Below are 24872 nucleotides of genomic sequence, written 5' to 3'. Positions count from 1 at the left end.
TTGAAGTCGCCAAACTGCTTGGTGATCGCAGCCGTCAGCGTCGTCTTGCCGTGGTCCACGTGACCGATCGTGCCGATGTTCACATGCGGTTTCGTGCGTTCAAACTTTTCCTTAGCCATCGTCCTTGGCGCCTCTGTTTCGGGGGGCCGACCTAGGCCCCGGGATTTGCATGGGCGGGTGCCTACGCGGGCGTGGGAGAAAAATCAAGCGCCCTTTGGCCTCAAGGGCTTCTCGCGCGGGCCCTGCTACCCGGCGGGGGTGATTACATCGCCGATATCGGGCGACACACCCGGCCGATCCGCTGCGCCCTGCGGCACCGGCGCCGGTGCAGCGGCGGGCGCTGCGGGCACCTCCGGCAGCGGCTCTGCGAGCGGTGCAGAGGCCTCGTAGCGCGGGGCGAACCAGCCGGGGTTCTCCCGCATCCAGCCCTCGATCAGCCGGGCCGCATTGGCGGAAAGCTGCCCCATCTGTTGCGCCTTGGTGCGGGTCAGGCCGGAGCCGAGCACGGTTTCGCCAGAGAGCCGCTCGAACACCGTGAAGACCCGCGGCTCGGCGTTGATCTTTGTGCCCGCCGCATCATCCCAGACCGAGACCTGAATGCGCAGGATCGACTTAGGCGAAAGCACCACCGGCACCCCCGGCACCGCCAGCGCATAGGCATCGACCTTCACCGCAAGGTGGTAAAGCTGGCTGCCCTCGAATCGATCGAACCGTTGGTTCAGCGCCGCTTCCAGCGCGGCCTGCCATTCCTCGGCAGAGGCCTCGCGGGAGGGCGGCACCTTTTGCGCGCCCTCGGCCACGACGACTGAATAGCCCAATTTGAACTGGCCAATTGGAACCACCGGCTCCTGAAGGTCCGCCACGGCGGAGCAGCCTGCGAGCAGCGCCGCCAGCAGGAACGCCGGAGCACACCGCGGGCTCATTTGCAGATCGCCCGAAGCGCGTCCCACTCGGCCTCGTCCAGAACCGGCGTAAAGGTGCCATCGCCCCGGGTTTCGGCCTCCCGCGCCGCGATGGCCCGGCTGGCGAGGTTGGGGTGCGAGGAGAGAAACTCCTCGGCCCCGTCCACATCTCCATATTGGTCGCGAAGTTTTTCGAAGAATCGCGCCATGCCTTCACTCGGCAGCTCGGCCTTGCGGAGCAGCTCATGGGCAAACTCATCCGCCCCGGCCTCGGCGTCGCGCGTGTAGCTCGCCTGCATGAGTTGTTCGGACACGAGGATCACAAGCGCACCCCCGGCAAAGTCGCCAAGAATCATCGAGATGATCCCTGCCGACCCTGCCGTGCGCAGGGTGATCCGCAGCGGGTCACGGGCCGCGACATGGCCGATCTCATGAGCCAGAACACCGGCGACCTCCTCCGGGCTGTCCGCCTTGTCGAGCAGCCCCGAAACGACCACCACATGCCCGCCCGGCGCGGCAAAGGCGTTGACCAGCGGGTTGCGGATGACCCGGACCTTCAATTCGTAGGGCAGATCGAGGTGGTCGGTGAAGCGCTCGGTCATCTTGGCCAACGCGGCGTCGCCCTCGGGCGTGGAGCAAAAACCAGAGCCGTTGTGACTGCCCAGCATGCGCTCGACCTGCCCCACCACGGTTTGCCCGATCCGTTCCTCCTGCTCGGGGTCGATCATGCCCGCAAGCGTGTCGGCCAACGTGGGCAGGATCACGAAGAGGATCAGCAGCAGCGCGGCCACGGCGCCACCGCTCCAGAGCAGCACCTTGCGCCACGTGCCCTTAGCCACGCTCACCTTGCGCAGGTAGGGCGCAACCGCCCCCAGCGCGGCGGCATCCTCGGCGGAGGCGATGTTGAGGCGGGCCTCGTCATGCCCTTCGCGGAAAAACACGATCCCGTCGCCGAAGCCGGGATCACGGATCATCCGCAGGCTGTCGAGCGGCCATTGATCCAGCAGCCGCCCGCTCTCTTCATCATAGATCAGCAGCCGCCCCTTGATCTGCTCGGCCTCGGCGCGCACCACCTTTGCCCCGGCGCTCTGACCGTCAAAGAAACGGCCAGCGACGGCGAAGGTCGGGAGCGGCGGGGTCGGGTCTGCCATAGGGCGGCTCCTTGGTTGGCGGGGGTGTCGGGCGACCTAGAAGGCCGCCCCCACATCGAGTGCATCGGCGAAGCCCTCAGCATCCACCACCTCGTCGCCCACGCGCTGGCGGATGGCATCGAGCCTGGAGGCACCGATTACCGACGTTTCCTCGACATAGTGCCGGAGGATCGGCTGGGTGATGAAGACCATGCTCAGGGCCCCGGCAAACACGATGGCGAAGATATAGGCGAAGGCGATCAGTGCAATGAAGAGGATGCCCTGCGGGCTGCCGAAGAGATCATTGGGGTTACCGCCGCCCATCAGCGAGCCCATGCCCGCGATCAGAAAGCCGACAGGAATGAGCGCCAGCGCCGTCAGTAGAGACACCGCGATGGTGCCGACGATGTAAGTACCAATGATCGTGCCGGTGCGCGGCAGCGAGCGGAACCGGATATCCTCACCCAGCACCTTGTGCGCGGCCAGAATGCGCCAAGCGTGGACCTGGTAGTAGATGAAGCCGATGATCAGCCAGACATAGGCAACGAAGAGCAGCACGAAGCCAAGAAGCGCAAGCTGCTCGTCCATCACCATCAGCACGGCTGCGCCGACGAAGAGCGCAATGGCGATCACCACGTGGATCATCGCACGGTAGAGGCTTGTCCACTTGCCGCCTTGAGTGAACTTGGCATCGCCGTACCACGTGCGGTCCCAAGTGTATTTCTCCAGCTTGAAGGTGGCGAGCGGCGACAGCAGGCCCAGGGTGATGCCGCTGAGGATCGCCAGCAGGCACCCGCGCCAGGTGTAACCCCAGGCCCCCTTTTCGGCGCCGAACCGGACGCCGCGCCAGCGGGTCCGACTCAGCAGGTAACGGCGGGCGCGGTACTGGGCAAAGTAGATGAGCGGGATCAACGCGAAGAGGTTGGCGTAGATCACGACGATCTGCCGCAAGATCACCTCGGGGTCGTTTGGATCACCGCCCATGATGAAGGAGAAGCCGAGGAACAGCAGGATCACGTTGAGGATGCCGAGATAGGCGGCAAGGATCACGACCGCGACGAGAAAGCCCAGAAACTTTTCCAGCCCGGTGCCGGTATATTCAAACGGGTTGCCGCCGGGCGCCGTGGCGCTCCACAGGTAGCGGCGGATGCGGGCTTTGGCCCAGAACCGGTAAATCCCCAGCGTCAGCAGGGTGAGCATCCCGGTGCCGAGTGCGAGCCAGAACAGCCGCCCTCCCTCACCGCGATACGCGCCGTGCAGCACGTCGTCTTCTACGATCGGTGCATCTGTGTAACTCATTGCTCGTCCCTCGTTTTAAAAGCCCGGCACTCTTAGCGGGGCGCATAGGGCAAATTCATGACACTCAGTCGGTAAATTTGTTGTCTCTCGGAAAGCCGCGCGGCGCCATGCGGCCTGCGGAGGCACGCTTGCCGATCCATTCGGCAAGGTCGGTTTCGGTACGGGTGCGGCCTGCCGGATCTTTCCAGCTCAGGCCCTCTTCGAGCGCGAAAGTCACGGCATCGCTCAGGCCGCCGTCCTTGTACTTTTGCAGCCGCACGCCCTTGCCCCGTGCCATCTCTGGCAACTCTTCGAGCGCGAAAACAAGCACCTTGCGGTTGTCACCTACCGCGGCCACGTGGTCGCCCTTCACCGGGCGGCACACGGCAGCAGTGACGCCGTCTTTTACGTTGAGCGATTGCTTGCCGGCGCGGGTCTGGGCGACGACCTCGTCGGAATTGACCACAAATCCATCGCCCGCCGAGGAGGCCAGCAGCAGCTTCTGCCCCGGCACATGGGAGAATAGCGCCAGAATCTCGGCATCGTTCGGCAGGTCGACCATCAGCCGAACCGGCTCGCCCATTCCCCGCCCGCCGGGCAGCTGCGAGCCGGGAAGGGTATAGAACCGCCCGTTCGCGCCCAGCAGGAGCAGCTTGTCGGTCGTCTCCGCGTGGAAGGCAAAGCGCGGGCCGTCGCCGTCTTTGAACTTCAGCTCTTGGCCAAGGTCGATGTGGCCCTTCATGGCGCGGATCCAACCCATCTGCGAGCAGACCACGGTGATCGGCTCGCGCTCGATCATTGCCTCCATCGGCACGTCTGCCACCTCGCCGGCCTCGGCGAATGCGGTGCGGCGCTTGCCCTCTTCGGTCTTGGCGCCGAACTTCTCCCGCACGTCGCGCAATTCGTCGCTGATGCGAGCCCATTGCAGATCGGGGCTTTCCAGCAGGTCTTGCAGGCTCTCGCGCTCGCGCATGAGCTCATCCTGCTCGGCCTTCAGCTCCATCTCCTCAAGCCGCCGCAAGCTGCGCAGCCGCATGTTGAGGATCGCCTCGGTCTGCACCTCTGTCAGGCCATCACTCGGCTCTTCCGGTGTGCCAAGACCGATGGGGCTGACGTAGTCGCTCTCGTCCGTCGCCCGCTTGTGCTTGACCGACCAATCCTCGGCCATCAGCGCGCGCTTGGGCTCGTCGTCGTAGCGGATGATATCGATCACCCGGTCGAGGTTGAGGAAGGCGACCATCAGGCCTTCGAGCACCTCGAGGCGATTGTCGATCTTCTCCAGCCGGTGCCGTGACCGGCGCTCCAGCACTTCACGGCGATGATCGAGGAAGGCGCGCAGCAGTTCCTTCAGCGAGCAGACCTTGGGCGTGCGCCCGTCGATCAGCACGTTCATGTTAAGGCTGAAGCGCACCTCCAGATCGGAGTTGCGGAACAGCATGCCCATCAGGATCTCGGGGTCCACGTTCTTGGAGCGCGGCTCCAGCACCAGCCGGATATCCTCGGCGCTCTCATCGCGCACGTCTGCCAGAATCGGCAGCTTTTTCAGCTGGATCAATTCCGCGATCTTCTCGATCAGCTTGGACTTCTGCACCTGATAGGGGATCTCGGTGACAACCGCCTGCCATTGCCCGCGCCCGAGGTCTTCGACCTCCCAGCGGCAGCGCAACCGCACCGCACCGCGCCCGGTGCGATAGGTTTCGGCAATGCTCTCGGGCGGCTCCACGATCACGCCACCGGTCGGAAAATCGGGGCCTTTGACGTAGTTTAGCAGCGTGTCGTCGCGTGCATCAGGCGTTTTCAGCAGATGCAGGCAGGCGCCGATCAGCTCGTCGATATTATGCGGCGGAATGTTGGTGGCCATGCCCACGGCGATCCCGCTGGAGCCATTGGCCAGCAGGTTGGGGAAGGCGGCGGGCAGAACCTCGGGTTCCTGCAAACGACCATCGTAGTTGTCGCGGAAGTTGACGGTGTTTTCGTCCAGCCCTTCGAGCAGTGCCTCGGCGGCCACGGTCATCCGCGCCTCTGTGTAACGCTCGGCCGCCGGCATATCGCCATCGATGTTGCCAAAGTTGCCCTGACCGTCGACCAGCGGGTAGCGCACCGCGAAATCCTGCGCGAGACGGGCCATAGCATCGTAGATCGCCTGGTTCCCGTGGGGGTGAAAATCCCCCATCGTGTCGCCGCTGATCTTGGCCGATTTCAGGAATCCGCCCGTCGGCGACAACCGCAGCCGCCGCATCGCGTAGAGGATTCGCCGGTGAACCGGCTTCAGCCCGTCGCGCGCATCGGGCAGCGCACGGTGCATGATGGTGGAGAGCGCATAGGTAAGATAGCGCTCGCCGATGGCCCGGCGGAGGGGTTCTGCCCTCTCGTTCGGCTCGATATTGGGGGTGTCTGCCTCGTCATTCATAGATGATGTGATACCGAAGCCACGAAAGACGGTAAAGCGAAAGCGCGCGTTACGTAAGTTCCCAAAGGACTATCCAAAGCGCTTTGAGTTTTGCTAAGAGCATGGCCGCAAGGAACGCTTCACGCTATAGTGGAGTTGTATTTACCAGAATTGAATAAGATCGGCGTTTGCGGAGGGTGCGATGGGTGCGCGGGGTTTGCTGAAGATGGTTGTGGCGCTGCTGGCTCTGATTTTCGGGGCCATGGTGCTTGTGGGCGATGGTCCCGAGGTTGCGATGGGCTCTGACGAACCCGCGATGACCGCTGAGGAATTGGCCACGTTCGACACCGCAGCCGTTGAGGACACCGTCACCAAGACCGACGACAGCCCGGCGATTCTCGCGGCCGCCGCCGCTGACCCGGTCGAAGCCGAGCCTGAGCCCGTTCTCGAAGCCTCGCTCGCCACTGCAACAGACGCCGCAGTGGCCGCCGCTCTGGCCGATGTGGAACCCTCCGAGTCTGAAGCCGAACTCGCCGAAGAGATCGCCGCCACCGATGGCGTGGAACTCACCACCGTTGGTGTGGTGCTTGGCCAGCGCGTCAACGTGCGCTCCGGCCCCTCCACCGGCAACGGCGTGATCGGTCAGGTTGTCGAAAACCAGGAAGTCGAGATCCTCGGCTATGAAGACAATGGCTGGGCCCGTATCCTGCTGGATGGCGAAGAGGGCTACATGTCAGGCGACTTCATCCGCGAACTGCCGCAGGGCTGATACCAGCCCTTGCGCCCGCCCCCGTGGCGGGGCATCCCGGCCTGCATGACGCAGAACTCCATTCTCATCACCGGCTGTTCAACCGGCATCGGCTATGACGCTGCTCACGGGTTACGGAACGCCGGGTGGCGCGTGTTCGCCACATGCCGCCAGCAAAAGGACGTGGACCGCCTGAGCGCCGAAGGGTTCGAGAGCTTCCTGCTCGACCATCAGGACGACGCGAGCATGGAGGCCGCCGTTGCAACCGTGCTCTCGGCCACTGGCGGCACGCTCGACGCGCTTTTCAACAACGGCGCCTATGGCTTAGTCGGCCCGCTGGAAGATGTGCCGACAGATGGCCTGCGCGACCTCTTCGAGAGCAACTTCTTCGGTTACCACACACTGACCCGGCTGGTGCTGCCTGCCATGCGGGCACAGGGCCACGGGCGTATCCTCAACTGCTCCTCGGTGCTGGGCTTCATGGCGATGCGCTGGCGCGGGCCTTACGTGGCTTCGAAATTCGCGCTGGAAGGCCTGAGCGATGTGCTGCGGCTGGAAATGTCGGACGCAAACATCGATGTGGTGCTGATCGAGCCCGGCCCGATCCGCACGGAGTTCCGCAAGAATGCCATCGCCAAGTTCGAGCAATGGATCGACTGGAAGGCCTCCCCCCGCCGCGCCCAATACGAGAGCGAGCTGCTCGACCAGCTCTACAAGCGAAAATCCAAACCCGAGCCGTTCGAGCTGGGCCCAGAAGCCGTGACTCAGGCCGTGCTGAAGGCGCTCACCGCCCGCCGCCCCAAGGCCCGCTACCGGATCACCACGCCTACCCACATCATGGCCTGGGCCAAGCGGCTCCTACCGCAGCGGGTGCAAGACTGGGCGATTCGGAAGGTCTGAGGCAGGCTGTCACCTTCGCATTCCCGCAAGGCCGGGCTAAATGAGGCCAAACGCCGGAGACCCTGATGACAAACGACCCGCTTTTCATAATCGTTGCCGTTGCTTGCCTGGTGGTGGTGGGCATCCTGCTCTTCGGAATCGGGGGCTTCGCCAAGGGTGGCGATTTCAACAAGAAGCATGCCAACAAGGTGATGCGTTGGCGGATCGGGGCGCAAGCGGTGGCCATCGTTCTGATCCTGCTCTTCGTCTGGCTGCGCAGGGGAGGCTGACATGGTTGTTCTGAACAAGATCTACACCCGCACGGGCGACAAGGGCGATACCGCCCTGGGCACCGGCGACCGCGTTGCCAAGCACTCGCCGCGCGTCGCGGCCTATGGCACGTCGGACGAACTCAACTCGGTTGTCGGCCTCGCCCGCCTCCATGCCGAAGGCGAGATGGATGCCCAGCTTGCCGCGATTCAGAACGACCTGTTCGACCTTGGCGCCGATCTCTGCCGCCCGGGAATCGACGAGGACGACAAGGCCGAGTACCCGCCGCTGCGGATGATCGAGGCGCAGGTCACTAGGCTGGAAACGGAAATCGACACCATGAACGCCGGCCTCGAAGCGCTGCGCAGCTTCATCCTGCCCGGCGGCACCCCACTGGCCGCGCACCTCCACCTCGCCCGCACCACCTGCCGCCGCGCCGAGCGTCTGGCGACCGAACTGGCCGAGGGCGAACCGGGCGATGTGAACCCCTTGGCCATCCGCTACCTGAATCGTCTCAGCGACTGGTTCTTCGTCGCCGCCCGCGTGGCCAATGGCGGCGAAGACGTGCTCTGGGTGCCCGGCGGCAGCCGCTGAGGCCGCAATCGTTTGCGCTAACGTCGCAAAACGCGGCGTCGGCTGGCCGGATTGCGGCGATTTTGCCCTGTAAGCGGGCCGCAACCTCCGCTAACAAATGCCCCAATCCGGGTGGCGCAGCCGCCCCTGACGCGAGGAGAGAGACCCCATGAAGGTACTTGTGCCTGTGAAACGGGTGATCGACTACAACGTGAAGGTCCGTGTGAAATCGGACGGTTCCGGTGTCGATCTTGCCAACGTGAAAATGTCGATGAACCCCTTCGACGAGATCGCCGTCGAAGAGGCGATCCGCCTGAAGGAGGCCGGAACCGCTGAAGAGGTGGTGGCCGTTTCCATTGGCGTGAAGCAGGCGCAGGAAACGCTCCGCACCGCCCTCGCAATGGGCGCTGACCGGGCCATTCTCGTGGTCGCCGCCGATGACGTGCACCAAGACATCGAGCCGCTGGCCGTTGCCAAGATCCTCAAGGCCGTGATCGATGAAGAGCAGCCGGGCCTCGTGCTGGCCGGCAAGCAGGCCATCGACAACGACATGAACGCCACCGGACAGATGCTCTCGGCTCTGCTGGGCTGGAGCCAAGCCACCTTTGCCTCCGAGGTGAAGGTCGAGGGTGACAGCGCCGTGGTGACCCGCGAGGTCGACGGCGGCCTTCAGACCATCAAGGTGAAGATGCCCGCCATCGTCACCGTGGACCTGCGCCTGAACGAGCCGCGCTACGCCTCGCTGCCCAACATCATGAAGGCCAAGAAGAAGCCGCTGGATGAGAAGACCGCCGCCGACTACGGCGTCGACGTGTCGCCGCGTCTGGAGATCGTGAAGACCTCCGAGCCCGAAACCCGCCAAGCTGGTGAGATCGTGCCCGACGTGGACACGCTGGTGGCCAAACTCAAAGAGAAGGGGATCGTCTGATGGCCGTTCTGCTGCTTGCCGAAGTGACCGACGGGGCGCTCTCCGTCGATGCCACCGCCAAGGCCGTGTCGGCCGCCAAATCTCTGGGTGACGTGACCGTGCTCTGCGCGGGGGCTTCCGCCTCTGCCGCAGGGGCCGAGGCCGCCAAGATCGAAGGCGTGGCCAAGGTGCTGGTTGCCGAAGATGCCTCGCTGGGCCACCGCCTCGCCGAACCGACTGCCGCGCTGATCGTCAGCCTTGCCGGCGACTACTCGCACATCGTCGCCCCGGCCACGACCGATGCGAAAAACGTGATGCCCCGCGTTGCGGCCCTGCTCGACGTGATGATCCTTTCGGACGTGACCGCCGTGGTCGATGCCGACACGTTCGAACGCCCGATCTACGCAGGCAACGCAATCCAGACGGTGAAATCGAAAGACGCCACCAAGGTGATCACCTTCCGGACCTCCACCTTCGACGCCGCAGGCGAAGGTGGATCGGCGGCCGTGGATACCATCGGCGCTGCCGAGAACCCCGGCCTCTCCGAATGGGTCGAGGACAAGGTGGCCGAGAGCGACCGCCCCGAGCTGACCTCGGCCGGCATCGTGGTCTCCGGTGGCCGTGGCGTGGGCTCCGAAGAGGACTTCGCCCTGATCGAGAAGCTGGCCGACAAGCTCGGCGCCGCCGTGGGTGCCTCGCGCGCCGCGGTGGACTCCGGCTTTGCCCCCAACGATTGGCAGGTCGGTCAGACCGGCAAGGTCGTGGCCCCCGAGCTCTACGTCGCCGTGGGCATCTCCGGTGCCATCCAGCACCTCGCCGGCATGAAGGACTCCAAGGTCATCGTCGCGATCAACAAGGACGAAGAGGCCCCGATCTTCCAGGTTGCCGACTACGGCCTGGTGGCCGACCTCTTCACCGCCGTGCCTGAGCTGATCGAAAAGCTCTGAGCACATCACGGGCGGCCTGAGCCGCTGTCAGAACACGCGAAGGCCCGCCCCAATGGCGGGCCTTCTTGCTTTTAGGCGGGCTAGTTCACCAGCGTGCTGATGACAGGCGAAAGCGCGCTGGCGATCTCCTCATGCACAGCAGGCCCCGGCATCTCGACGGCGGCGGGGGCCTCCATCTCGGAATACACCATGCCTGCCGTGCCCGCTCGCCAGGCTGCCACACTGGGCGTGATCTCTACCACATCAGCCAGTTGCGGGCGGAGGATATCGACCATCTCCTCATCCACGAAGAGCGGGTCGTTTCCGAGGCAATCGTGTGTCTCGTCGCGGCTGGGTGTCCGGGCATCGCGCACCCAGAGCAGCACCACCTTTCCCGGCACCCGCGCCAGCATGGTCTGCATCCGTGCCACCCAAGCCGACTTCAGCTCTTCCACCACCATCCCGTATTTCTCGGCGCTGACGCGATTGAGCGTCGAGAGCATGTGTCGTGTGAAGTTGAACTCGGTAAAATCCACCTCGCGGAACACCGTTTTCATCAGGCTGGAGGCCCGCAAGAAACGGTCATTCCGGCGGGGATGCACCGCGTAGAACCGGTTCGACATGTTCTGCGCGCCCATCACCTGCACCACCGTCACTGCAGCCCGCGTGGCGGCGTCGATCAGCGTTGGATCGTTTACGTACAGGTCAGCCCCCGCATTGAGGCAACCGAAGTTGACACAGCGCCGGCCGGTCGTCTCCTCGATCAACGCCGGAAACGGGTCTTCGACAAATTTTCCGTAGGTCTCGGTGCCACCGAAGAAGGCTACATAGGGGCCGTCCAGCTTGCGCCGCGGCCCACGAAACAGCAGCCGTGACTTGCCGTAACGACAATGCAAATAGTCCAGAGCACTTTGACCCGTCGTATCAACGGTCATTCCACCACCTCACAAATTTCTCTTCACCCGAAGGCGACCCTGACCGATGGGCCTTGCGATTTTGCTAAAGTTTCGAATTCGACCGATATTTCTTTGGTCCCCGGCTCTTGCTGCGGCTGCACAGCGCCCCTAATCTCGCCGCGACCAGCAAGAGCGGGGTAGCTATCATGGACATCCAGACCATCGGCGTTGTCGGCGCAGGACAGATGGGCAACGGCATTGCCCATGTGCTCGCGCTCGCGGGCTATGACGTTAAGCTGAATGACATCAAGCAGGATGCGATCGACAAGGCGCTGGGGACCATCGCCAAGAATATGGATCGGCAGGTCAGCCGCGAGAAGATCACCGCAGAGGAGCGCGACGCTGCCCTTGGCCGCATCTCCTCGACCCTCACGCTCACCGATCTCGGCCCCTCCGACCTGATCATCGAGGCCGCCACCGAGCGCGAGACCATCAAGACCGCGATCTTCGAAGACCTCGTGCCGCATCTGGCGCCGCATACGATCCTGTCGTCCAACACCTCCTCGATCTCCATCACCCGGCTCGCCTCGCGCACCGACCGGCCGGAAAAGTTCATGGGGTTCCACTTCATGAACCCGGTGCCGGTGATGCAGCTGGTCGAGTTGATCCGGGGCATCGCCACCGATGACGCCACCTACAAGGCCTGCGCCAAGGTGGTCGATAAGCTGGGCAAGACGGCCTCCTCGGCAGAGGACTTCCCGGCCTTCATCGTGAACCGCATCCTGATGCCGATGATTAACGAGGCGGTCTATGTGCTCTACGAAGGCGTGGGCAACGTGAAGTCGATCGACATGGCCATGAAGCTCGGCGCCAATCACCCGATGGGCCCGTTGGAACTGGCCGATTTTATCGGGCTGGATACCTGTCTCGCAATTATGAACGTGCTGCACGACGGGCTGGCCGACACAAAGTATCGCCCCTGCCCGCTACTTACCAAATACGTCGAGGCCGGTTGGCTGGGCCGCAAAACCCAACGCGGGTTCTACGACTACCGCGGCGAGGAGCCGGTGCCGACGCGGTAAGGAACCCTCGAGAAGGCTCTCAACTTCAGAAGAATTTTCTTTAGAAGCCTGCTACTTGGCCGGTTTGAGCGCCAGCGTCTGTTCCCGCAGCCATTTGATGAAGCCGCGCGGGTTATCCTTGCGGGCGTCAATCTCGTCGCGGCCGATCGGCTCGCCGACCACCGGGGCCTGCGGCTTGTTCAGCGCGTGGCGCACTTCGTACAGCAGAAGGCTCTGCCGCAGCACTGCACTCAGCTTGTTGGCGATCTGGTACCAGCGGCTGTTTTGCCCCTGAAAGTAGATCGGCAGCACCTTGGCCTCGGAGCGGAGCACCATCTTGGCCGTGAAGGCGTGCCATTCCTTCTCGATGGCCGGGCCGAACCAAGTTTTGGCCGAGGCCACCTCGCCCGCCGGGAAGAGCACCACGCAGCCGCCCTGCTTGAGGTGGTCGTTCGCCTTCTTCCGCATTTCCAGATTGCGCTCCAGCGCATCCGGTTCATGCGGAAAGGGCACCGGGATCATGAAATCGTCGATCTCGGCCACGCCGGTCAGTAGCGACCGGGTCAGGATCTTGTAGTCGGTCCGGCGGCGCCCGATCAGCTCGGCCAGCACCATGCCATCAACCAGCCCGTGCGGGTGGTTAGCCACGATCACCAGTGGACCGGTCTCGGGGATGTTGTCGATCTGCGACTGCGGCGTGGTCAGCTTGATCCCCATGACGCCCAACGCCTGCGCCCAGAAGCCCTGCCCGTGCGGCACGCCCAGCGCCTCGAATCGGCGGATCAGCCGGAGCAACCGCAGCTTGGCGGTCGCCCATTCCATCACCCGGATGAAATTGGCCTGAATCGGGTTGGGGAAGGTGTTGGCATAGCTCAGGCGACGGCGGTCATAGGGCGCATCGTTCAGCGCCTCGGACTCAGGCTGCGTCGCGGCACCGCCAACGGGCAGATCAAGCCCACGGCGCGGGCGCCTCAGGTTCATCGTCTTGGGTTGGTAACTTTCCACCAAGAGGGCCGTGCCTCCCTGCTCTCGTCTCTCAGATGCCTTCGCCGAACTTGTCGGCCACCAGCTCTGCAAGGGCGGTTGCCAGCTCTTCTGCCTGGGCTCCGCGGGTTTCGACCTCAATAAAGGTTCCCTTGGACGCTGCCAACATCAAAAGCCCCATGATGCTGTCGCCCCCGGTCGAGAGCCCGTCCTTTGACACATCGGCCTCGGCGTCGAACTGTTCGACGGTCTCGACGAACTTGGCAGATGCGCGGGCGTGCAGCCCTTTTTCGTTCACGATTTCCAAGCGTTGCACCGACATCCCCACTCCGCCTCAGACGACTCCACCGTCATAGCTGTTTATGTATTTACGCCCTGCCGCCATTGCGCAATTTACCGCATCCTCCACCCTGAGGTGGCGGGATTTGGCGAGTTTCACCAGCATGGGCAGGTTCGCGCCGTAGAGAATCTTGCGGTTCTCGGGCTGGCAGGCCAACAACGACAGATTGGAGGGCGAGCCGCCGAACATATCGGTCACCACTACCACGCCAGAGCCATCATCCACCGCATCTGCGGCGGCGCAAATCTCGGTCTGCTTGTTGGTCCTGTTACAGTCGGCGGCTATCGTGATGGCGCGGATTCCGTCCTGCTCGCCCACGACGTGCTCTACGGCGGCGAGGTATTCCTTCGCCAGCCCACCATGTGCCACGATCACGATACCGATCACGCCTTGTTCCCCAAAATGACGGAAGGCGGCCCTGCCGCCCGATCCCCTGCCCGTCGTTCGATTTCCCGATGCCGAATAGACACGCGCCATCCGGCACCTGCAAGCTCTTTCCCGAACCGTTCCGTGAGGGCAACAGAGCGATGCTTGCCGCCGGTACAGCCGAACCCGATCGAGAGGTGCGATTTGCCTTCCTCTACAAAGGCCGGAAGCAGCATGTCTACAAGCCCCCGCACGCGGTTGTGAAACTCCGCGAAGCGCGGGTCGGCCTCGACATAGGCCACCACGGCCGGATCGCGGCCATCGAGTGGCCTCAGGTCGGGCTGCCAATGCGGATTGTTGAGGAACCGGCAGTCGAACACCATGTCGAGCCCGTGCGGCAGGCCGCGCTTGTAGGAAAAGCTCTGGATCGCCACCCCCAGTCGCACGGTTGCCTCCAGCGAGAACAGCCGCCCCAACTCCTCACGCAGGTCATGGATCGACAGATCCGAGGTATCGATCAGCACATCGGCGCGGTCGCGGATGCCCGAGAGCAGCTCGAAGTCGCGCCGGATGCCCTCTTCTGGGCTTTCGGAGGGGGCAAGTGGGTGGCGGCGGCGGGTTTCGGAGTAGCGGCGCAGCAGAACCTCTGGCTGGCAGTCGAGGTAGAGAACCTCGTGCGAAAGGTCGGGCCGGGCATCGAGCTGGGAGAGGAGGTGGAGCAAGTGCGGCGGGTCGAACTCACGGTTACGGCTGTCGATCCCCAGCGCAAGCGCTCCGCCGCGCGGCGCGCCTTCCAGCAGCCGCGGGATCAGAGAGAGTGGCAGGTTGTCGATCGCCTCGTAGCCGAGATCTTCCAACACCCTCACCGCCGTGCTGCGGCCCGCCCCTGCAGGACCTGTGACCAGCACCAGCCGTTGCACCGCCGCGCCATGCGGCAGGCCTGTTTCGGCAGAGGCGGTGTCACTCGTGTCGGTCATCGGGCCGGAGGCTCCTTGGGGTCGCTGTTGATTTGGCTGCCGGTCAGCATCAGCTGCACCGCTGCCGGAAACTGCGCCCCCTCCGCGCGGTGAAGCAAGGGAAGACTGCACCCGAAGAGGAAAATCTCGCGCGCTGGCGGCAGCCTGTCACGCTCAACCCGGCCTGCATCCACCACCAGCACAATCTCGGCCTCTGACACGGACGGCACGGTGAGCAGGCCCACGCCCCGGCACTCGATCTGCCCCTCGAAGCCGGGCCTTGGCCGAGCGGTCAGCACGCCGCCCGCGCCTGAAATCATCAGCCTGTCGTCGCCAACAAGCCGCGCCCCGCGTGAGACCAGCTCCACCGCGAGGGCCGATTTGCCCGCTCCCGATGGTCCGAGGATCAGCACCCCGCGCGCCCCGAACGCCACAGCGCTGGCATGAAAGAAGGGATCTTCGGTTTTTTGCTGCCCGGCCATCGGGGACTGTCCTGCGCTGGCCTCCGGGCGCCTGTCAGACGGGCAGGCCCACCACGAAGCGTGCGCCGAGCGGCTCGGAGGTGATGTCGTCATGGGTGGGCCGGATGTTCTCGGCCCAGATCACACCGCCATGCGCTTCGACGATCTGCTTGGAGATCGCAAGGCCGAGGCCGGAGTGGTCGCCGAACTGGCCCTCGGGCCGCTCGGAATAGAAACGGTTGAACACCTTGGTCAGCGCCTGTTCGGGGATGCCGGGGCCGGTGTCTTCGACCACCACCAGCACGCGGTTTTCGCGTCGGCGGACCCAGACCCGCACGGCATCGCCCTCTTCGCAGAAGGAGAGCGCGTTGGTTATCAAGTTCACGAAGACCTGCGCCAAGCGCGCCTCGAGGCCGGTGATCCGGATCGGCTGCCGGGGTACATCGGTGATGAACTCCACGCCCTTCCGCTGCGCCTCGCCGCCGAGATACTCGGTCAGGTTGCCCAGCATCTTCAGCAGGTCGAAGTTCTCCTCCTCTTCCTTCACCAGCTCGCTGTCGAGCCGCGAGGCATTGGAAATATCGGAAACGAGGCGGTCGAGGCGACGCACGTCATGCTCGATCACGTCGAGCAGCTTCTGGCGCTGGTCGTCACGCTTGGCGACCCGCATCGAACTGACGGCGGAACGCAGGCTGGCCAGCGGGTTCTTGATTTCGTGGCTGACATCGGCAGCGAACTGTTCGTTCGCGTCGATCCGGTCGTAGAGCGCAGCCACCATGCCCCGCAGCGCGCCCGAGAGGCGCCCGATCTCGTCGGGGCGGCCGGTGAGGTCGGGGATGCGCACCCTGTTGGGGCTCATCTTCTGCCCACCCTTCTCGCGGCCAATCTCAGCGGCGGAGGCGAGGTCGGCAATGGGGTTGGCGATGGTTGAAGCCAGAAGCAGCGACAGGCCGATTGAGACGAGAATGGCGATGACGAACATCTGCAGCACCTGCTCGCGCTCGGAGCGCACCAGCGTGTCGATCTCGCCCTGCGCCGAAGTGATGGCCACCACGCCCACCACCTGATTGCCGACGATCACCGGGGTTGCTACCGAAAAGATCGTGCCACCCGCGGCGTTGGAGCCGGTGCGCACGGTGGTCTTGCCCGTGGCGGCGTCGGCCACCATGGCGCGGGCGAGGCCCTCGGCGTCGACGTCAGGAATGTCGGCGCTCTGGGTCGAGAAGATTGAAGACATCCCCTCCCAGATCGCGTTGAGGAAGTCGGTGATGACCGTGCGGCGCTCTTTCTGCGCTTGGGTCACCGCGCTCCGGTTCTCGCTGCCGACGGTGGAACCCAGAATGGTCTCTTCCTGCCCGAATACGAAAACCTCGACGCCAGATGAAAGATCGAGCCCGTCGACCACCGCCTGCGCGTCCACCCCGCTGGCATCGAGCGCCACAGGGTCGCCGCCGAGCTGAACCTCGAACACATCGGCAATCAGCTGAGCCTCGGCTTGAAGGCCGGACTCGCGCTGCAAAGCGAGGCTGTCGCGGAACGGGTTGAGGTAGAAGACGCCTGCCACCAGAAGCAGCAGGCCCAGAAGGTTGAACGTGATGATCTTGCGGGCAAGCGGCGAGCGGTTGAGCGTCAGGAAGCCCCGACGCGCCCGCTTTTCACGCATGGCATGGTCGGCGCTCTGGGGGCTTTCCCAGTCTTCGCCGAGGACCACATCCGCTTCATATGTCTGGCCAGTATCCCGCACGGGAGCCATCTCCTGCCCGAGCCTCGCTTACTCCTCGTTGTAGCGGTAGCCGATGCCGTAGAGGGTTTCGATGGCGGAAAACTCATCATCCACCGAGCGCATCTTCTTGCGCAGGCGTTTGATGTGACTGTCGATTGTGCGGTCGTCAACATAAACCTGATCGTCATAGGCCACGTCCATCAGCTGGTCGCGGCTCTTCACGAAGCCGGGGCGCTGGGCGAGGGCCTGAAGCAGGAGGAACTCGGTCACGGTTAGCGAAACGTCCATGCCCTTCCAAGTCACGGCGTGGCGCAGCGGGTCCATCACCAGTTCGCCGCGCACCATCACCTGCGCGGTCTCCGCCTCTGTCGGGCCGTCGCCAGAGATCACCTCCTGGCGGCGCAGCAGGGCGCGGATGCGTTCGACCAGCAGACGTTGGGAGAAGGGCTTCTTCACATAGTCGTCGGCGCCCATGCGCAGGCCGAGCACCTCGTCGATCTCGTCATCCTTGGAGGTGAGGAAGATCACCGGCATGGTCGTTTTCTGGCGCAGGCGCTGAAGCAGGTCCATCCCGTCCATCCGGGGCATCTTGATGTCGAGCACCGCCATGTCGGGGAGTTTTTTGTTGAACGCGTCGAGCGCGGTCTGACCGTCGTTGTAGGTTTCGACCTCGAAGCCCTCGGCCTCAAGAGTCATCGAAACCGATGTCAGAATATTACGGTCGTCGTCGACCAGGGCAATTCGCGACATGCCTGCATTCCTTATTGTTACTGCTCGTTGGCCTTATTTTGCCTCAACATCCCGAATCGGGCCTTTGGAATCAACTACTAAGTGCGAATCAACGGCTCCAGCGGCCTCTAATGAACCGCAAAAGTGAGAACGAATGGCTAATTTGCATCACCTGCGCGCCGCAATTCTCGCCCTTGGGCGGATGTTTGCGTTAAACTGCCCGTGGTTGCGCTAACGCCGCGCCTGCGCCGGTTCCTTTGCAAAAATGTCATGTTATAGGGGCGGAACTTCCCCATGCTCGGGGAGGCGTTCCGGGCCGCGAGGGGCCGGGACGGGCACCCAGATCAGAGCTTGCCTCAGGAGCACGAGAGAACGATGACCATCGGACGCGTCAACCCCGCCAAACGCTTGGAAGATCAAGGAATCGAAGGGCTGGGGAACGTCTATTACAACCTCATCGAACCGGCCATCATCGAAGAGGCCATCAAGCGTGGTGAAGGCGAACTGGGCAAGGGCGGCGCGTTTCTGTGCTCTACCGGCAAGTTCACCGGCCGTTCTCCCAAGGACAAGCACGTGGTCCGCTCGGCGGCGACCGAAAGCACCATCTGGTGGGAGAACAACGCGCCGATGTCCGAGGCGGGCTTCGATGCGCTCCACGCCGACATGCTCGAGCACATGAAGGGCCGCGACTACTTTGTGCAGGATCTTTTCGGGGGCGCCGACCCGGCCCAGCGGCTCGATGTGCGTATGGTCACCGAGTTGGCCTGGCACTCGCTCTTCATCCGCCACATGCTGCGCCGTCCGGCGCGCGAAGAGCTCGATACCTTCGAGCCCGAGTTCACCGTCATCAACTGCCCCAGCTTCCAGGCCGATCCGGCCCGGCACGACTGCCGCAGCGAGACCGTGATCGCGTTGAACCTGGACAAGAAGCTCATCTTGATCGGCGGCACCGAATACGCGGGCGAGAACAAGAAATCCGTGTTCACTCTGTTGAACTACCTGCTGCCCGAGCGCGGCATCATGCCGATGCACTGCTCAGCCAACCACGCCGAGGGCAACCCGGTGGATGCCGCCGTGTTCTTCGGCCTCTCCGGTACCGGCAAGACGACCCTTTCGGCAGATCCCAACCGCGTGCTGATCGGCGATGACGAGCACGGGTGGTCGGATCGCGGCACCTTCAACTTCGAGGGCGGCTGCTACGCGAAGACGATCAACCTCAGCCCCAAGGCCGAGCCGGAGATCTACGCGACGACCGAGATGTTCGGCACCGTCATCGAGAACATGGTTTACGATTCCGAGACCAAGGAACTCGATTTCGAGGATGACAGCCTCACCGCCAACATGCGCTGCGCCTACCCGCTGGAGTATATCTCCAACGCCTCCGACACAGCGCTTGGCGGCCACCCCAAGAACATCATCATGCTCACCTGCGATGCCTTCGGGGTGCTCCCCCCGATCGCCCGGCTGACCCCGGCGCAGGCGATGTATCACTTCCTCTCCGGCTTCACCTCCAAGGTGGCGGGCACCGAGCGCGGCGTGACCGAGCCCGAGCCCACCTTCTCTACCTGCTTCGGCGCGCCCTTCATGCCACGTCGGCCCGAGGTCTACGGCAACCTGCTGCGTGAGAAGATCGACACCCACGGCGCCACCTGCTGGCTGGTCAACACCGGCTGGACCGGCGGCGCCTACGGCACCGGCAACCGGATGCCGATCAAGGCCACCCGCGCCCTGCTCACCGCCGCGCTCGACGGCTCGCTGCACGAGGCGACGTTCCGCAAGGACGAGAACTTCGGCTTCCAGGTTCCCGTGACCGTGGCTGGCGTCGATGCCGCCCTGCTCGACCCGCGTTCGACCTGGGCCGACAAGGACGCCTATGACGCGCAGGCCAAGAAGCTGGTCGAAATGTTCGCCGAGAACTTCGCCCAATACGACGCCTACATCGACGACGACGTGAAGGCCGTCGCCATCGGGTGAGCGCCTCCGGCTTGACATCAGGGGCGGCGAGAGCCGGGCTGGCCCTTGCCGCCCTTCTGCTTTGTGCCCCCGCCGCCCCTGCCCAATCCCCTGTCGAGATGGACAGCAGCCGCCTCGCCGCACTTGAGTTTGGCCTCGTCTGCCCGCTCCGGATCATCGGCTCCCGCGAGGCGCCCGGCACCGAGAACGGGCGGATCGAGATTTTCGAGGGCGAGCCGCGCTTCGTGGAGAGCCGCAGCGTTCCGGCCACGCTCGGCGCCAGTTTCGGTGTCCGGGTTTGGGCCAGGGAAGGTCAGCACAGGCTCGCCGTGACCGTTCACAGCCTGCATCCGCCCTTCCCGGGCACCGGCACCCGTGAGCAGAGCTTTGCCTCCTCCATTGCGCCGGGTGCCCCCATGACCCATATCTACAGCTTCGACATGCCGCACGAGGCCGTCCCCGGCCTGTGGCGGATGGAAGCGATGGCGGAGGGAAGGTTGCTCTATTCCGTGACATTCGAGGTGGTGGCATCCGCGGCCTACAAAGGCCCCGCGCCGGACTGCGCCGATGCGCCTGTTCTGAGCCTGGGCACAGCACCTACGGAGCCCGCAGGATGAGCCGCACCGCTGCCCTCTTGCTCTCTGCCGCCTGCCTCGCCGCACTGCCTGCCGCGGCGCAGGAAACCTCTGCCGACCTCTACATCAACAGCGCCCTCGTGGCCGATGTCACCTATGGGCTCAACTGCGCGGTCGAGATCACCGGCTCGATTGACGCGCCTGACACCGACCGCGGTGCGGTGGATGTATTCGACATCCCGCCAGAACTCACCCCGCTCGGGCAGGTCGTGCCCGCGCTGATGGGTCTAGGCTTTGGCGTGCGGGCGAGGGCTGCCGATGGCGTCACCATCTCCAACGCTACCTTCGAGGTCTTCCACCCGCCCTTCCCCGGCCGTGGCACTGCCAGCCAAAGCTGGCGGGCGACCTATTCCGACGATGCCCATTCCACTCACCTCTATCGCTTCGACTTTCCATACGAGGCCGTCACCGGCACTTGGGTGATGCAGGCCAGCGTCGAGGGTGAGTTGCTGTACCGCATCCCCTTCACCGTGATTCCACCCGAGGATTACCCCGGCGCCCGTGAACTCTGCGACCCCGCCGGCCTGCTGAGCCTCGCGCCGACAACTCACAAACCCGGCTGACGCGCCATCCTCCGCGCCCGCTTGCGCTCCTCTGCCCCCGGCGCTACCTCAGGGCCCATGCGGACTGCACGCCAACTCTCCGAGATCAGCCCAGACCTGCGCGGCGCAAGCCTCGCGATCGGCAACTTCGATGGTGTCCATCTCGGGCACCAGGCGGTGCTGCGGCAGGCCCGTGCGGCGGCCCCCGATGCCCCGCTGGGTGTGCTCACCTTCGAGCCGCACCCGCGCGAGGTGTTCCAGCCCGCTGCCCCTCCCTTTCGCCTGATGAATGCCGTGGCCCGCGCGCACCGGCTGGCCAAGCTCGGCGTCGACCTTCTGGTCGAACTGCCGTTCGACGAGGCCTTCCGCTCGCTGACCGACGAGGCCTTCTGCCGCACAGTGCTCGCTGAGGGGATCGGCGCGGCCAATGTGACCGTCGGCGCCGACTTTCGCTATGGCAAGGGCCGCGCCGGCGATGTCCAAACACTGGCCCGCGATGGTACATCTCTGGGCTTTGGCGTGACCGTGGCCGAAATCGAGAGCCTGCCCGGCGTGGGCGAGATCAGCTCCACCGCCATCCGCGAGGCACTCACCGAGGGCCGCCCGCGCGAGGCGGCGGCCATGTTGGGCCACTGGCACCGCATAGAAGGGCCGGTGATCCACGGCGCCAAGCGCGGCCGCGAGTTGGGCTACCCCACTGCCAACATGGGCCTGCCCCGCCTCCACCGCCCTGCCTTCGGCGTCTACGCCGTGCTGGTCGAGGTATTGGGCGGCCCTCACAAGGGCCAGCATCAAGGGGTCGCCTCGCTCGGCATCCGCCCGATGTTCGAGGGCGACGCGCCCAACCTAGAGACCTATCTCTTCGACTTCTCCGGCGACCTATATGATGCCCACCTCTCCATCGGGCTGGTCGAGTTTCTGCGACCCGAGGCCAAGTTCGATGGCCTGCCCGCCCTGATCGAGCAGATGAAGCGCGACGAAGCCAAGGCCCGCACCATACTGGCCGCGCTATGAGGCCCCGTTTCTGGGAGCGTCCGCTCGGTGAACTGACCGCGCAAGAATGGGAGGCGCTCTGCGACGGCTGCGGCAAGTGCTGCCTGAACAAGCTGGAAGATGAAGAGACCGGCGAGGTCGTCTTTACCCGCATCGCTTGCCGCCTCTTCGATGACAGCACCTGCCGCTGCGCGAACTACGAGACCCGGCTGAAGATCGTGCCCGAATGCGTGGTGCTGAAGCCCGAGACGATGCACAAGACCGCCTATTTCATGCCCGAGAGCTGCGCCTACCGGCTGCGGCACGAGGGCAAACCCCTGCCCCACTGGCACCCTCTCCTCACCGGCGACCCGGAGAGCACGGCCAAGGCCGGGCGGGCCGTGCGCGGCCCGACATGGCCGGAGTTCTCGGTGCCCGAGGACGACTGGGAAGATTACATCGCCGCAGAAGAGGACCTTTGAATGCGCTTTGCCTCCGACAACACCGGCCCCGTCCACCCCGCCGTGATGGAGGCACTGGTCGCTGCCAATGACGGCTACGCCATGCCTTACGGCAACGACCCTCTGTCGCAGGCCGTGGTGGAGCAGGTGCGCGAGACTTTCGAGGCCCCGGAGGCAGCCGTCTTCCTCGCAGCCACTGGTACGGCAGCCAACGTGCTCCTACTCGCCACGATGGCAGAGCCCTTCGAGACGATCTTCTGCTCGACCTGCGCCCACATCCATGAAGACGAGTGCAATGCGCCCGAGCTTTTTACCGGCGGGACCAAGCTGACGCTGGTGCCGCATCAGGCTGGGCGAATGGCCCCGGACGATCTGCGCGCAGCCATCGCGGCAGAGGGCACCCGGGGCGTTCACGGGCCTCGGCGCGGGCCGGTGTCGATCACCCAGGCGACCGAAAAGGGTGCGGTCCACACTCTGGCCGAGCTGAAGGCCCTCACTGGGGTGGCCAAGGGCTTCGGCCTCACCACCCATATGGACGGCGCCCGCTTTGCAAACGCAGTAGCCCATCTGGGTTGCTCGCCCGCCGAGGCCAGCTGGAAGGCGGGCGTGGATGCGCTCAGCTTTGGCGGCACCAAGAACGGGCTGATGGGGGTGGAAGCGATGGTGCTCTTCGATCCGGCCAAGGCCGAAGAACTGGAATATCGCCGCAAGCGCGGGGCGCAGCTCTTCTCCAAGCACCGCTACCTCGCCGCCCAGATGAATGCCTACCTGACCCGCGACCTCTGGCTGGAAACCGCCCGCACCGCCAACGCCGCAGCGGCGGCCCTTGCGCGGGGCGTCGAAGCTGCCGGCGGGCGACTCCACGCTCCGCAGGAAAGCAACCTGCTCTTCGTCGACCTGCCCCGCGCCGCCCACCAGCGGCTTAGAGCGGCAGGTGCGGAATACTACATCATGGCCGGTGAGTTGGAGGGCGATGACCCGAACGAAATGCTCACCGCGCGTCTGGTCTGTGACTGGAGCGTGCGGGAAGAGGACATCGCCCATTTCGCGGAACTCGCCGCCGGCTGAACATCTAGCCGAGACATCCTCTCGACCGGCCGGTCAGCAGGGGCGACGCCGTTGAAGCACTTGCAGTAGAAACGCCCGTGAGGGGGACAATTTCATTCGAATTGTCCCCGTCCCAAGCCGCAACTCGCACCATTTTCTAGCGTCATGTATCCCGACCGGAGGCCTTAAACCTCTTATGGCGCATCAACCGTCGCTGGGCGAAGCCTCCACGGGCTCGTCGGAGGTTGGGGCGTCTGCGCTGGTCAGGATACCTTCCTTCCATTCGCCGCTTTCCACCTCGCCCGTGGCATAGGTCATGGTGCCTTGCCCCTGCCGTTTGCCCTCGGCAAAGAGCCCGTCGTAGATGTCACCGTTGGCGTAGGTCGCAGTGCCCTTGCCGTCGATCTTCCCAGCCTTCCAGCCTCCAACGTAGGTGAAGCCGTCGGCCATGGTGATCTTGCCCTGACCCTCACGCTGCCCCGCAACGAAGCCGCCTTCGTAGGTCGTGCCATCCGCATAGCTGGCAACGCCTTGGCCATCGCGCAGCCCTGCTTTCCACTCCCCCACGTATTTGTAGCCATCGGGGGAGGTCATGGTGCCTTGGCCGTGGTTCTTGGCGTCCTTGAACCCGCCCTCATAGACCATGCCGCCTTTGTAGCGGGCCACGCCCTGGCCTTCGATCACCCCTTCGACCCAGGCGCCGGTATAAACCGAGCCATCGGGGTAAGTGATCGTGCCTTGGCCGTGCGCCATGTCGTTGGCAAAGTCGCCTTCATACACGGAGCCATCCGGATAGGTGACGGTGCCCTTGCCGTGAATCCGGCCCTCTTTCCACGCGCCGACGTATTTGTAACCGTCGGAGCCAGTGAAGCTGCCCTGACCGTCGCGCTGATCGGCCTTGAAGTCGCCGTCGTAGATCTCGCCGTTGGAGTAGGTGACCTTGCCCTTGCCGTGGCGTTGACCGTTCACCAGCAGGCCGGTGTAAACATCGCCGTTGGGCTGGGTCAGCGTGCCGAGGCCGTTGATCTGCCCGGCTTTCCACGCGCCGTTGTAGGTGAGCCCGTCCGTCATGGTCAGCACGCCCTGCCCGGCACGCTGGTTGCGCGCGAAGTTGCCCTCATAAACCGAGCCATCGGCGTAGCTCATCCGGCCCTTGCCCTCTTTCGCCCCGGCGAGCCATGCACCCTCGTAAACCGAGCCGTTGGGCGAGGTCATCTTACCCTGCCCCTCGTGCAAGCCCCCCACAAAGGCGCCTTCGTAGCGGCGGCCATCGGCATAGGTGGCCACGCCCTGCCCGGTCATCTGGCCATTCTTCCAATCGCCATCGTAGGTGCCACCATCGGCAAAGGTGATCTTGCCCTTGCCCTCGGGTTTGCCCTTGGCGAAAGCGCCTTGATAGACCGAGCCGTTCGGGTAACGGGCCACGCCTTGGCCGAGGATTTCACCCTCGACCCAATCGCCCTGATACTCGTAGCCATTGGGCAAGGTGTAGGTGCCCTTGCCGTGCTGAAGCCCGTTCTTGAAGGTGCCCTCGTAGACACCGCCGTTGTCGTATTGCTTGATCTGCTTGTCCTGCGCAGCCAGCGGTGTGGCCAGCGCCAGAGTGGCTGCCAGTGCGATATATCCTGCCCGGATCATGGGTTCGTCCTCTTGGCTGCCCCTTGCCTCTTTCCCTCGCGGTACTTGCCCCCGCGGGCCGCGAAGGTAAGGCGGCAGGCCATGGGTCGCAATGGTTTTTGCCACG

Annotated in this window: 27 protein-coding genes; 13 read left to right on the top strand and 14 right to left on the bottom strand. The window is 64.4% G+C overall.

Annotated elements, in window-relative coordinates:
- The 5 genes from KUV38_RS20780 to KUV38_RS20760 form a co-directional block, all read right to left on the bottom strand.
- The coding region (locus KUV38_RS20780; RefSeq protein WP_222471677.1) for a GTP-binding protein at nt 1–119 on the bottom strand (119 nt) is incomplete at its 3' end.
- A gap of 126 nt (nt 120–245) precedes the next feature.
- Entirely contained in the window at nt 246–923 is a 678-nt protein-coding gene (locus KUV38_RS20775; protein ID WP_222472124.1) for a hypothetical protein, read from the bottom strand.
- Complete coding sequence (locus KUV38_RS20770) at nt 920–2053, bottom strand: M48 family metallopeptidase (protein ID WP_222472123.1); 1134 nt, start codon at nt 2051–2053, stop codon at nt 920–922. The genes KUV38_RS20775 and KUV38_RS20770 overlap by 4 nt, the downstream gene beginning before the upstream one ends.
- A gap of 36 nt (nt 2054–2089) precedes the next feature.
- Nucleotides 2090–3331, bottom strand: a complete 1242-nt coding sequence (locus KUV38_RS20765; protein WP_222472122.1) for a YjgN family protein — start codon at nt 3329–3331, stop codon at nt 2090–2092.
- Nucleotides 3332–3395: 64 nt separating this feature from the next.
- Entirely contained in the window at nt 3396–5720 is a 2325-nt protein-coding gene (locus tag KUV38_RS20760; protein ID WP_222472121.1) for a DNA topoisomerase IV subunit A, read from the bottom strand.
- Between the two features lie 181 nt (nt 5721–5901).
- Between KUV38_RS20760 and KUV38_RS20755 the strand changes: the two genes are divergently transcribed.
- The 6 genes from KUV38_RS20755 (at nt 5902) to KUV38_RS20730 (ending at nt 10023) form a co-directional block, all read left to right on the top strand.
- Nucleotides 5902–6468, top strand: a complete 567-nt coding sequence (locus KUV38_RS20755) for an SH3 domain-containing protein (protein ID WP_222472120.1) — start codon at nt 5902–5904, stop codon at nt 6466–6468.
- A 45-nt stretch (nt 6469–6513) separates the two neighbouring features.
- Complete coding sequence (locus tag KUV38_RS20750; protein WP_222472119.1) at nt 6514–7347, top strand: SDR family NAD(P)-dependent oxidoreductase; 834 nt, start codon at nt 6514–6516, stop codon at nt 7345–7347.
- Between the two features lie 65 nt (nt 7348–7412).
- Complete coding sequence (locus KUV38_RS20745; protein ID WP_222472118.1) at nt 7413–7616, top strand: twin transmembrane helix small protein; 204 nt, start codon at nt 7413–7415, stop codon at nt 7614–7616.
- Between the two features lies 1 nt (nt 7617).
- Nucleotides 7618–8190: a cob(I)yrinic acid a,c-diamide adenosyltransferase gene (locus KUV38_RS20740; protein WP_222472117.1), complete on the top strand. Its 573-nt coding sequence runs from the start codon at nt 7618–7620 to the stop codon at nt 8188–8190.
- A 148-nt stretch (nt 8191–8338) separates the two neighbouring features.
- Entirely contained in the window at nt 8339–9097 is a 759-nt protein-coding gene (locus KUV38_RS20735; RefSeq protein ID WP_222472116.1) for an electron transfer flavoprotein subunit beta/FixA family protein, read from the top strand.
- Nucleotides 9097–10023, top strand: coding sequence for an electron transfer flavoprotein subunit alpha/FixB family protein (locus tag KUV38_RS20730; protein ID WP_222472115.1), 927 nt, complete (start codon nt 9097–9099; stop codon nt 10021–10023). Before KUV38_RS20735 ends, KUV38_RS20730 begins: the two co-directional genes overlap by 1 nt.
- An 80-nt stretch (nt 10024–10103) precedes the next feature.
- On the opposite strand, the gene KUV38_RS20725 is transcribed toward KUV38_RS20730, so the two are convergent.
- Nucleotides 10104–10937, bottom strand: a complete 834-nt coding sequence (locus tag KUV38_RS20725) for a DUF6473 family protein (protein WP_222472114.1) — start codon at nt 10935–10937, stop codon at nt 10104–10106.
- Between the two features lie 167 nt (nt 10938–11104).
- Between KUV38_RS20725 and KUV38_RS20720 the strand changes: the two genes are divergently transcribed.
- On the top strand, nt 11105–11980 hold the full coding sequence (locus KUV38_RS20720; RefSeq protein WP_222472113.1) for a 3-hydroxybutyryl-CoA dehydrogenase: 876 nt from the start codon (nt 11105–11107) through the stop codon (nt 11978–11980).
- A 51-nt stretch (nt 11981–12031) separates the two neighbouring features.
- Here the strand turns inward: KUV38_RS20720 and KUV38_RS20715 are convergent, their stop codons facing one another.
- From KUV38_RS20715 to KUV38_RS20685, 7 genes are read right to left on the bottom strand one after another with little or no spacing between them, the layout of a single operon-like run.
- On the bottom strand, nt 12032–12964 hold the full coding sequence (locus tag KUV38_RS20715) for a lysophospholipid acyltransferase family protein (protein ID WP_315898671.1): 933 nt from the start codon (nt 12962–12964) through the stop codon (nt 12032–12034).
- Between the two features lie 31 nt (nt 12965–12995).
- Nucleotides 12996–13265, bottom strand: a complete 270-nt coding sequence (locus KUV38_RS20710; protein WP_222472112.1) for an HPr family phosphocarrier protein — start codon at nt 13263–13265, stop codon at nt 12996–12998.
- A gap of 12 nt (nt 13266–13277) precedes the next feature.
- Complete coding sequence (locus tag KUV38_RS20705; protein ID WP_222472111.1) at nt 13278–13670, bottom strand: PTS sugar transporter subunit IIA; 393 nt, start codon at nt 13668–13670, stop codon at nt 13278–13280.
- Complete coding sequence (gene rapZ / locus KUV38_RS20700; RefSeq protein ID WP_222472110.1) at nt 13667–14626, bottom strand: RNase adapter RapZ; 960 nt, start codon at nt 14624–14626, stop codon at nt 13667–13669. Before rapZ ends, KUV38_RS20705 begins: the two co-directional genes overlap by 4 nt.
- Nucleotides 14623–15087 (bottom strand): HPr kinase/phosphorylase, encoded by a 465-nt coding sequence (locus KUV38_RS20695; RefSeq protein WP_222472109.1) that lies wholly within the window; start codon nt 15085–15087, stop codon nt 14623–14625. Before KUV38_RS20695 ends, rapZ begins: the two co-directional genes overlap by 4 nt.
- A gap of 34 nt (nt 15088–15121) precedes the next feature.
- On the bottom strand, nt 15122–16819 hold the full coding sequence (locus tag KUV38_RS20690; RefSeq protein WP_222472108.1) for a sensor histidine kinase: 1698 nt from the start codon (nt 16817–16819) through the stop codon (nt 15122–15124).
- Nucleotides 16820–16837: 18 nt separating this feature from the next.
- A complete protein-coding gene (locus KUV38_RS20685; RefSeq protein WP_222472107.1) occupies nt 16838–17539 on the bottom strand; it encodes a response regulator transcription factor in 702 nt (233 codons plus the stop codon).
- Nucleotides 17540–17893: 354 nt separating this feature from the next.
- On the opposite strand from KUV38_RS20685, the gene KUV38_RS20680 reads away from it, so the two are divergent.
- From KUV38_RS20680 to KUV38_RS20655, 6 genes are all read left to right on the top strand, one after another.
- Complete coding sequence (locus tag KUV38_RS20680; protein WP_222472106.1) at nt 17894–19492, top strand: phosphoenolpyruvate carboxykinase; 1599 nt, start codon at nt 17894–17896, stop codon at nt 19490–19492.
- Nucleotides 19493–19590: 98 nt separating this feature from the next.
- Nucleotides 19591–20088 carry a DUF3859 domain-containing protein gene (locus KUV38_RS20675; protein WP_222472105.1) on the top strand — a complete coding sequence of 166 codons (498 nt, stop codon included), beginning with the start codon at nt 19591–19593 and terminating at the stop codon, nt 20086–20088.
- Nucleotides 20085–20669: a DUF3859 domain-containing protein gene (locus KUV38_RS20670; protein WP_222472104.1), complete on the top strand. Its 585-nt coding sequence runs from the start codon at nt 20085–20087 to the stop codon at nt 20667–20669. Before KUV38_RS20675 ends, KUV38_RS20670 begins: the two co-directional genes overlap by 4 nt.
- A gap of 57 nt (nt 20670–20726) precedes the next feature.
- Nucleotides 20727–21662: a bifunctional riboflavin kinase/FAD synthetase gene (locus KUV38_RS20665; protein WP_222472103.1), complete on the top strand. Its 936-nt coding sequence runs from the start codon at nt 20727–20729 to the stop codon at nt 21660–21662.
- Nucleotides 21659–22102, top strand: a complete 444-nt coding sequence (locus tag KUV38_RS20660; RefSeq protein WP_222472102.1) for a YcgN family cysteine cluster protein — start codon at nt 21659–21661, stop codon at nt 22100–22102. Before KUV38_RS20665 ends, KUV38_RS20660 begins: the two co-directional genes overlap by 4 nt.
- Nucleotides 22103–23149 (top strand): threonine aldolase family protein, encoded by a 1047-nt coding sequence (locus tag KUV38_RS20655; RefSeq protein ID WP_222472101.1) that lies wholly within the window; start codon nt 22103–22105, stop codon nt 23147–23149.
- Nucleotides 23150–23332: 183 nt separating this feature from the next.
- Here KUV38_RS20655 and KUV38_RS20650 read toward each other — a convergent pair whose 3' ends face one another.
- Nucleotides 23333–24766, bottom strand: coding sequence for an MORN repeat-containing protein (locus KUV38_RS20650; RefSeq protein WP_222472100.1), 1434 nt, complete (start codon nt 24764–24766; stop codon nt 23333–23335).
- Between the last annotated feature and the right edge of the window lie 106 nt (nt 24767–24872).

It is taken from the genome of Vannielia litorea (assembly GCF_019801175.1).
GTDB lineage: Bacteria > Pseudomonadota > Alphaproteobacteria > Rhodobacterales > Rhodobacteraceae > Vannielia > Vannielia litorea_B.
Note: the sequence above shows the minus strand (reverse complement) of the source record. Positions and strands in the feature narration are given on the sequence as shown.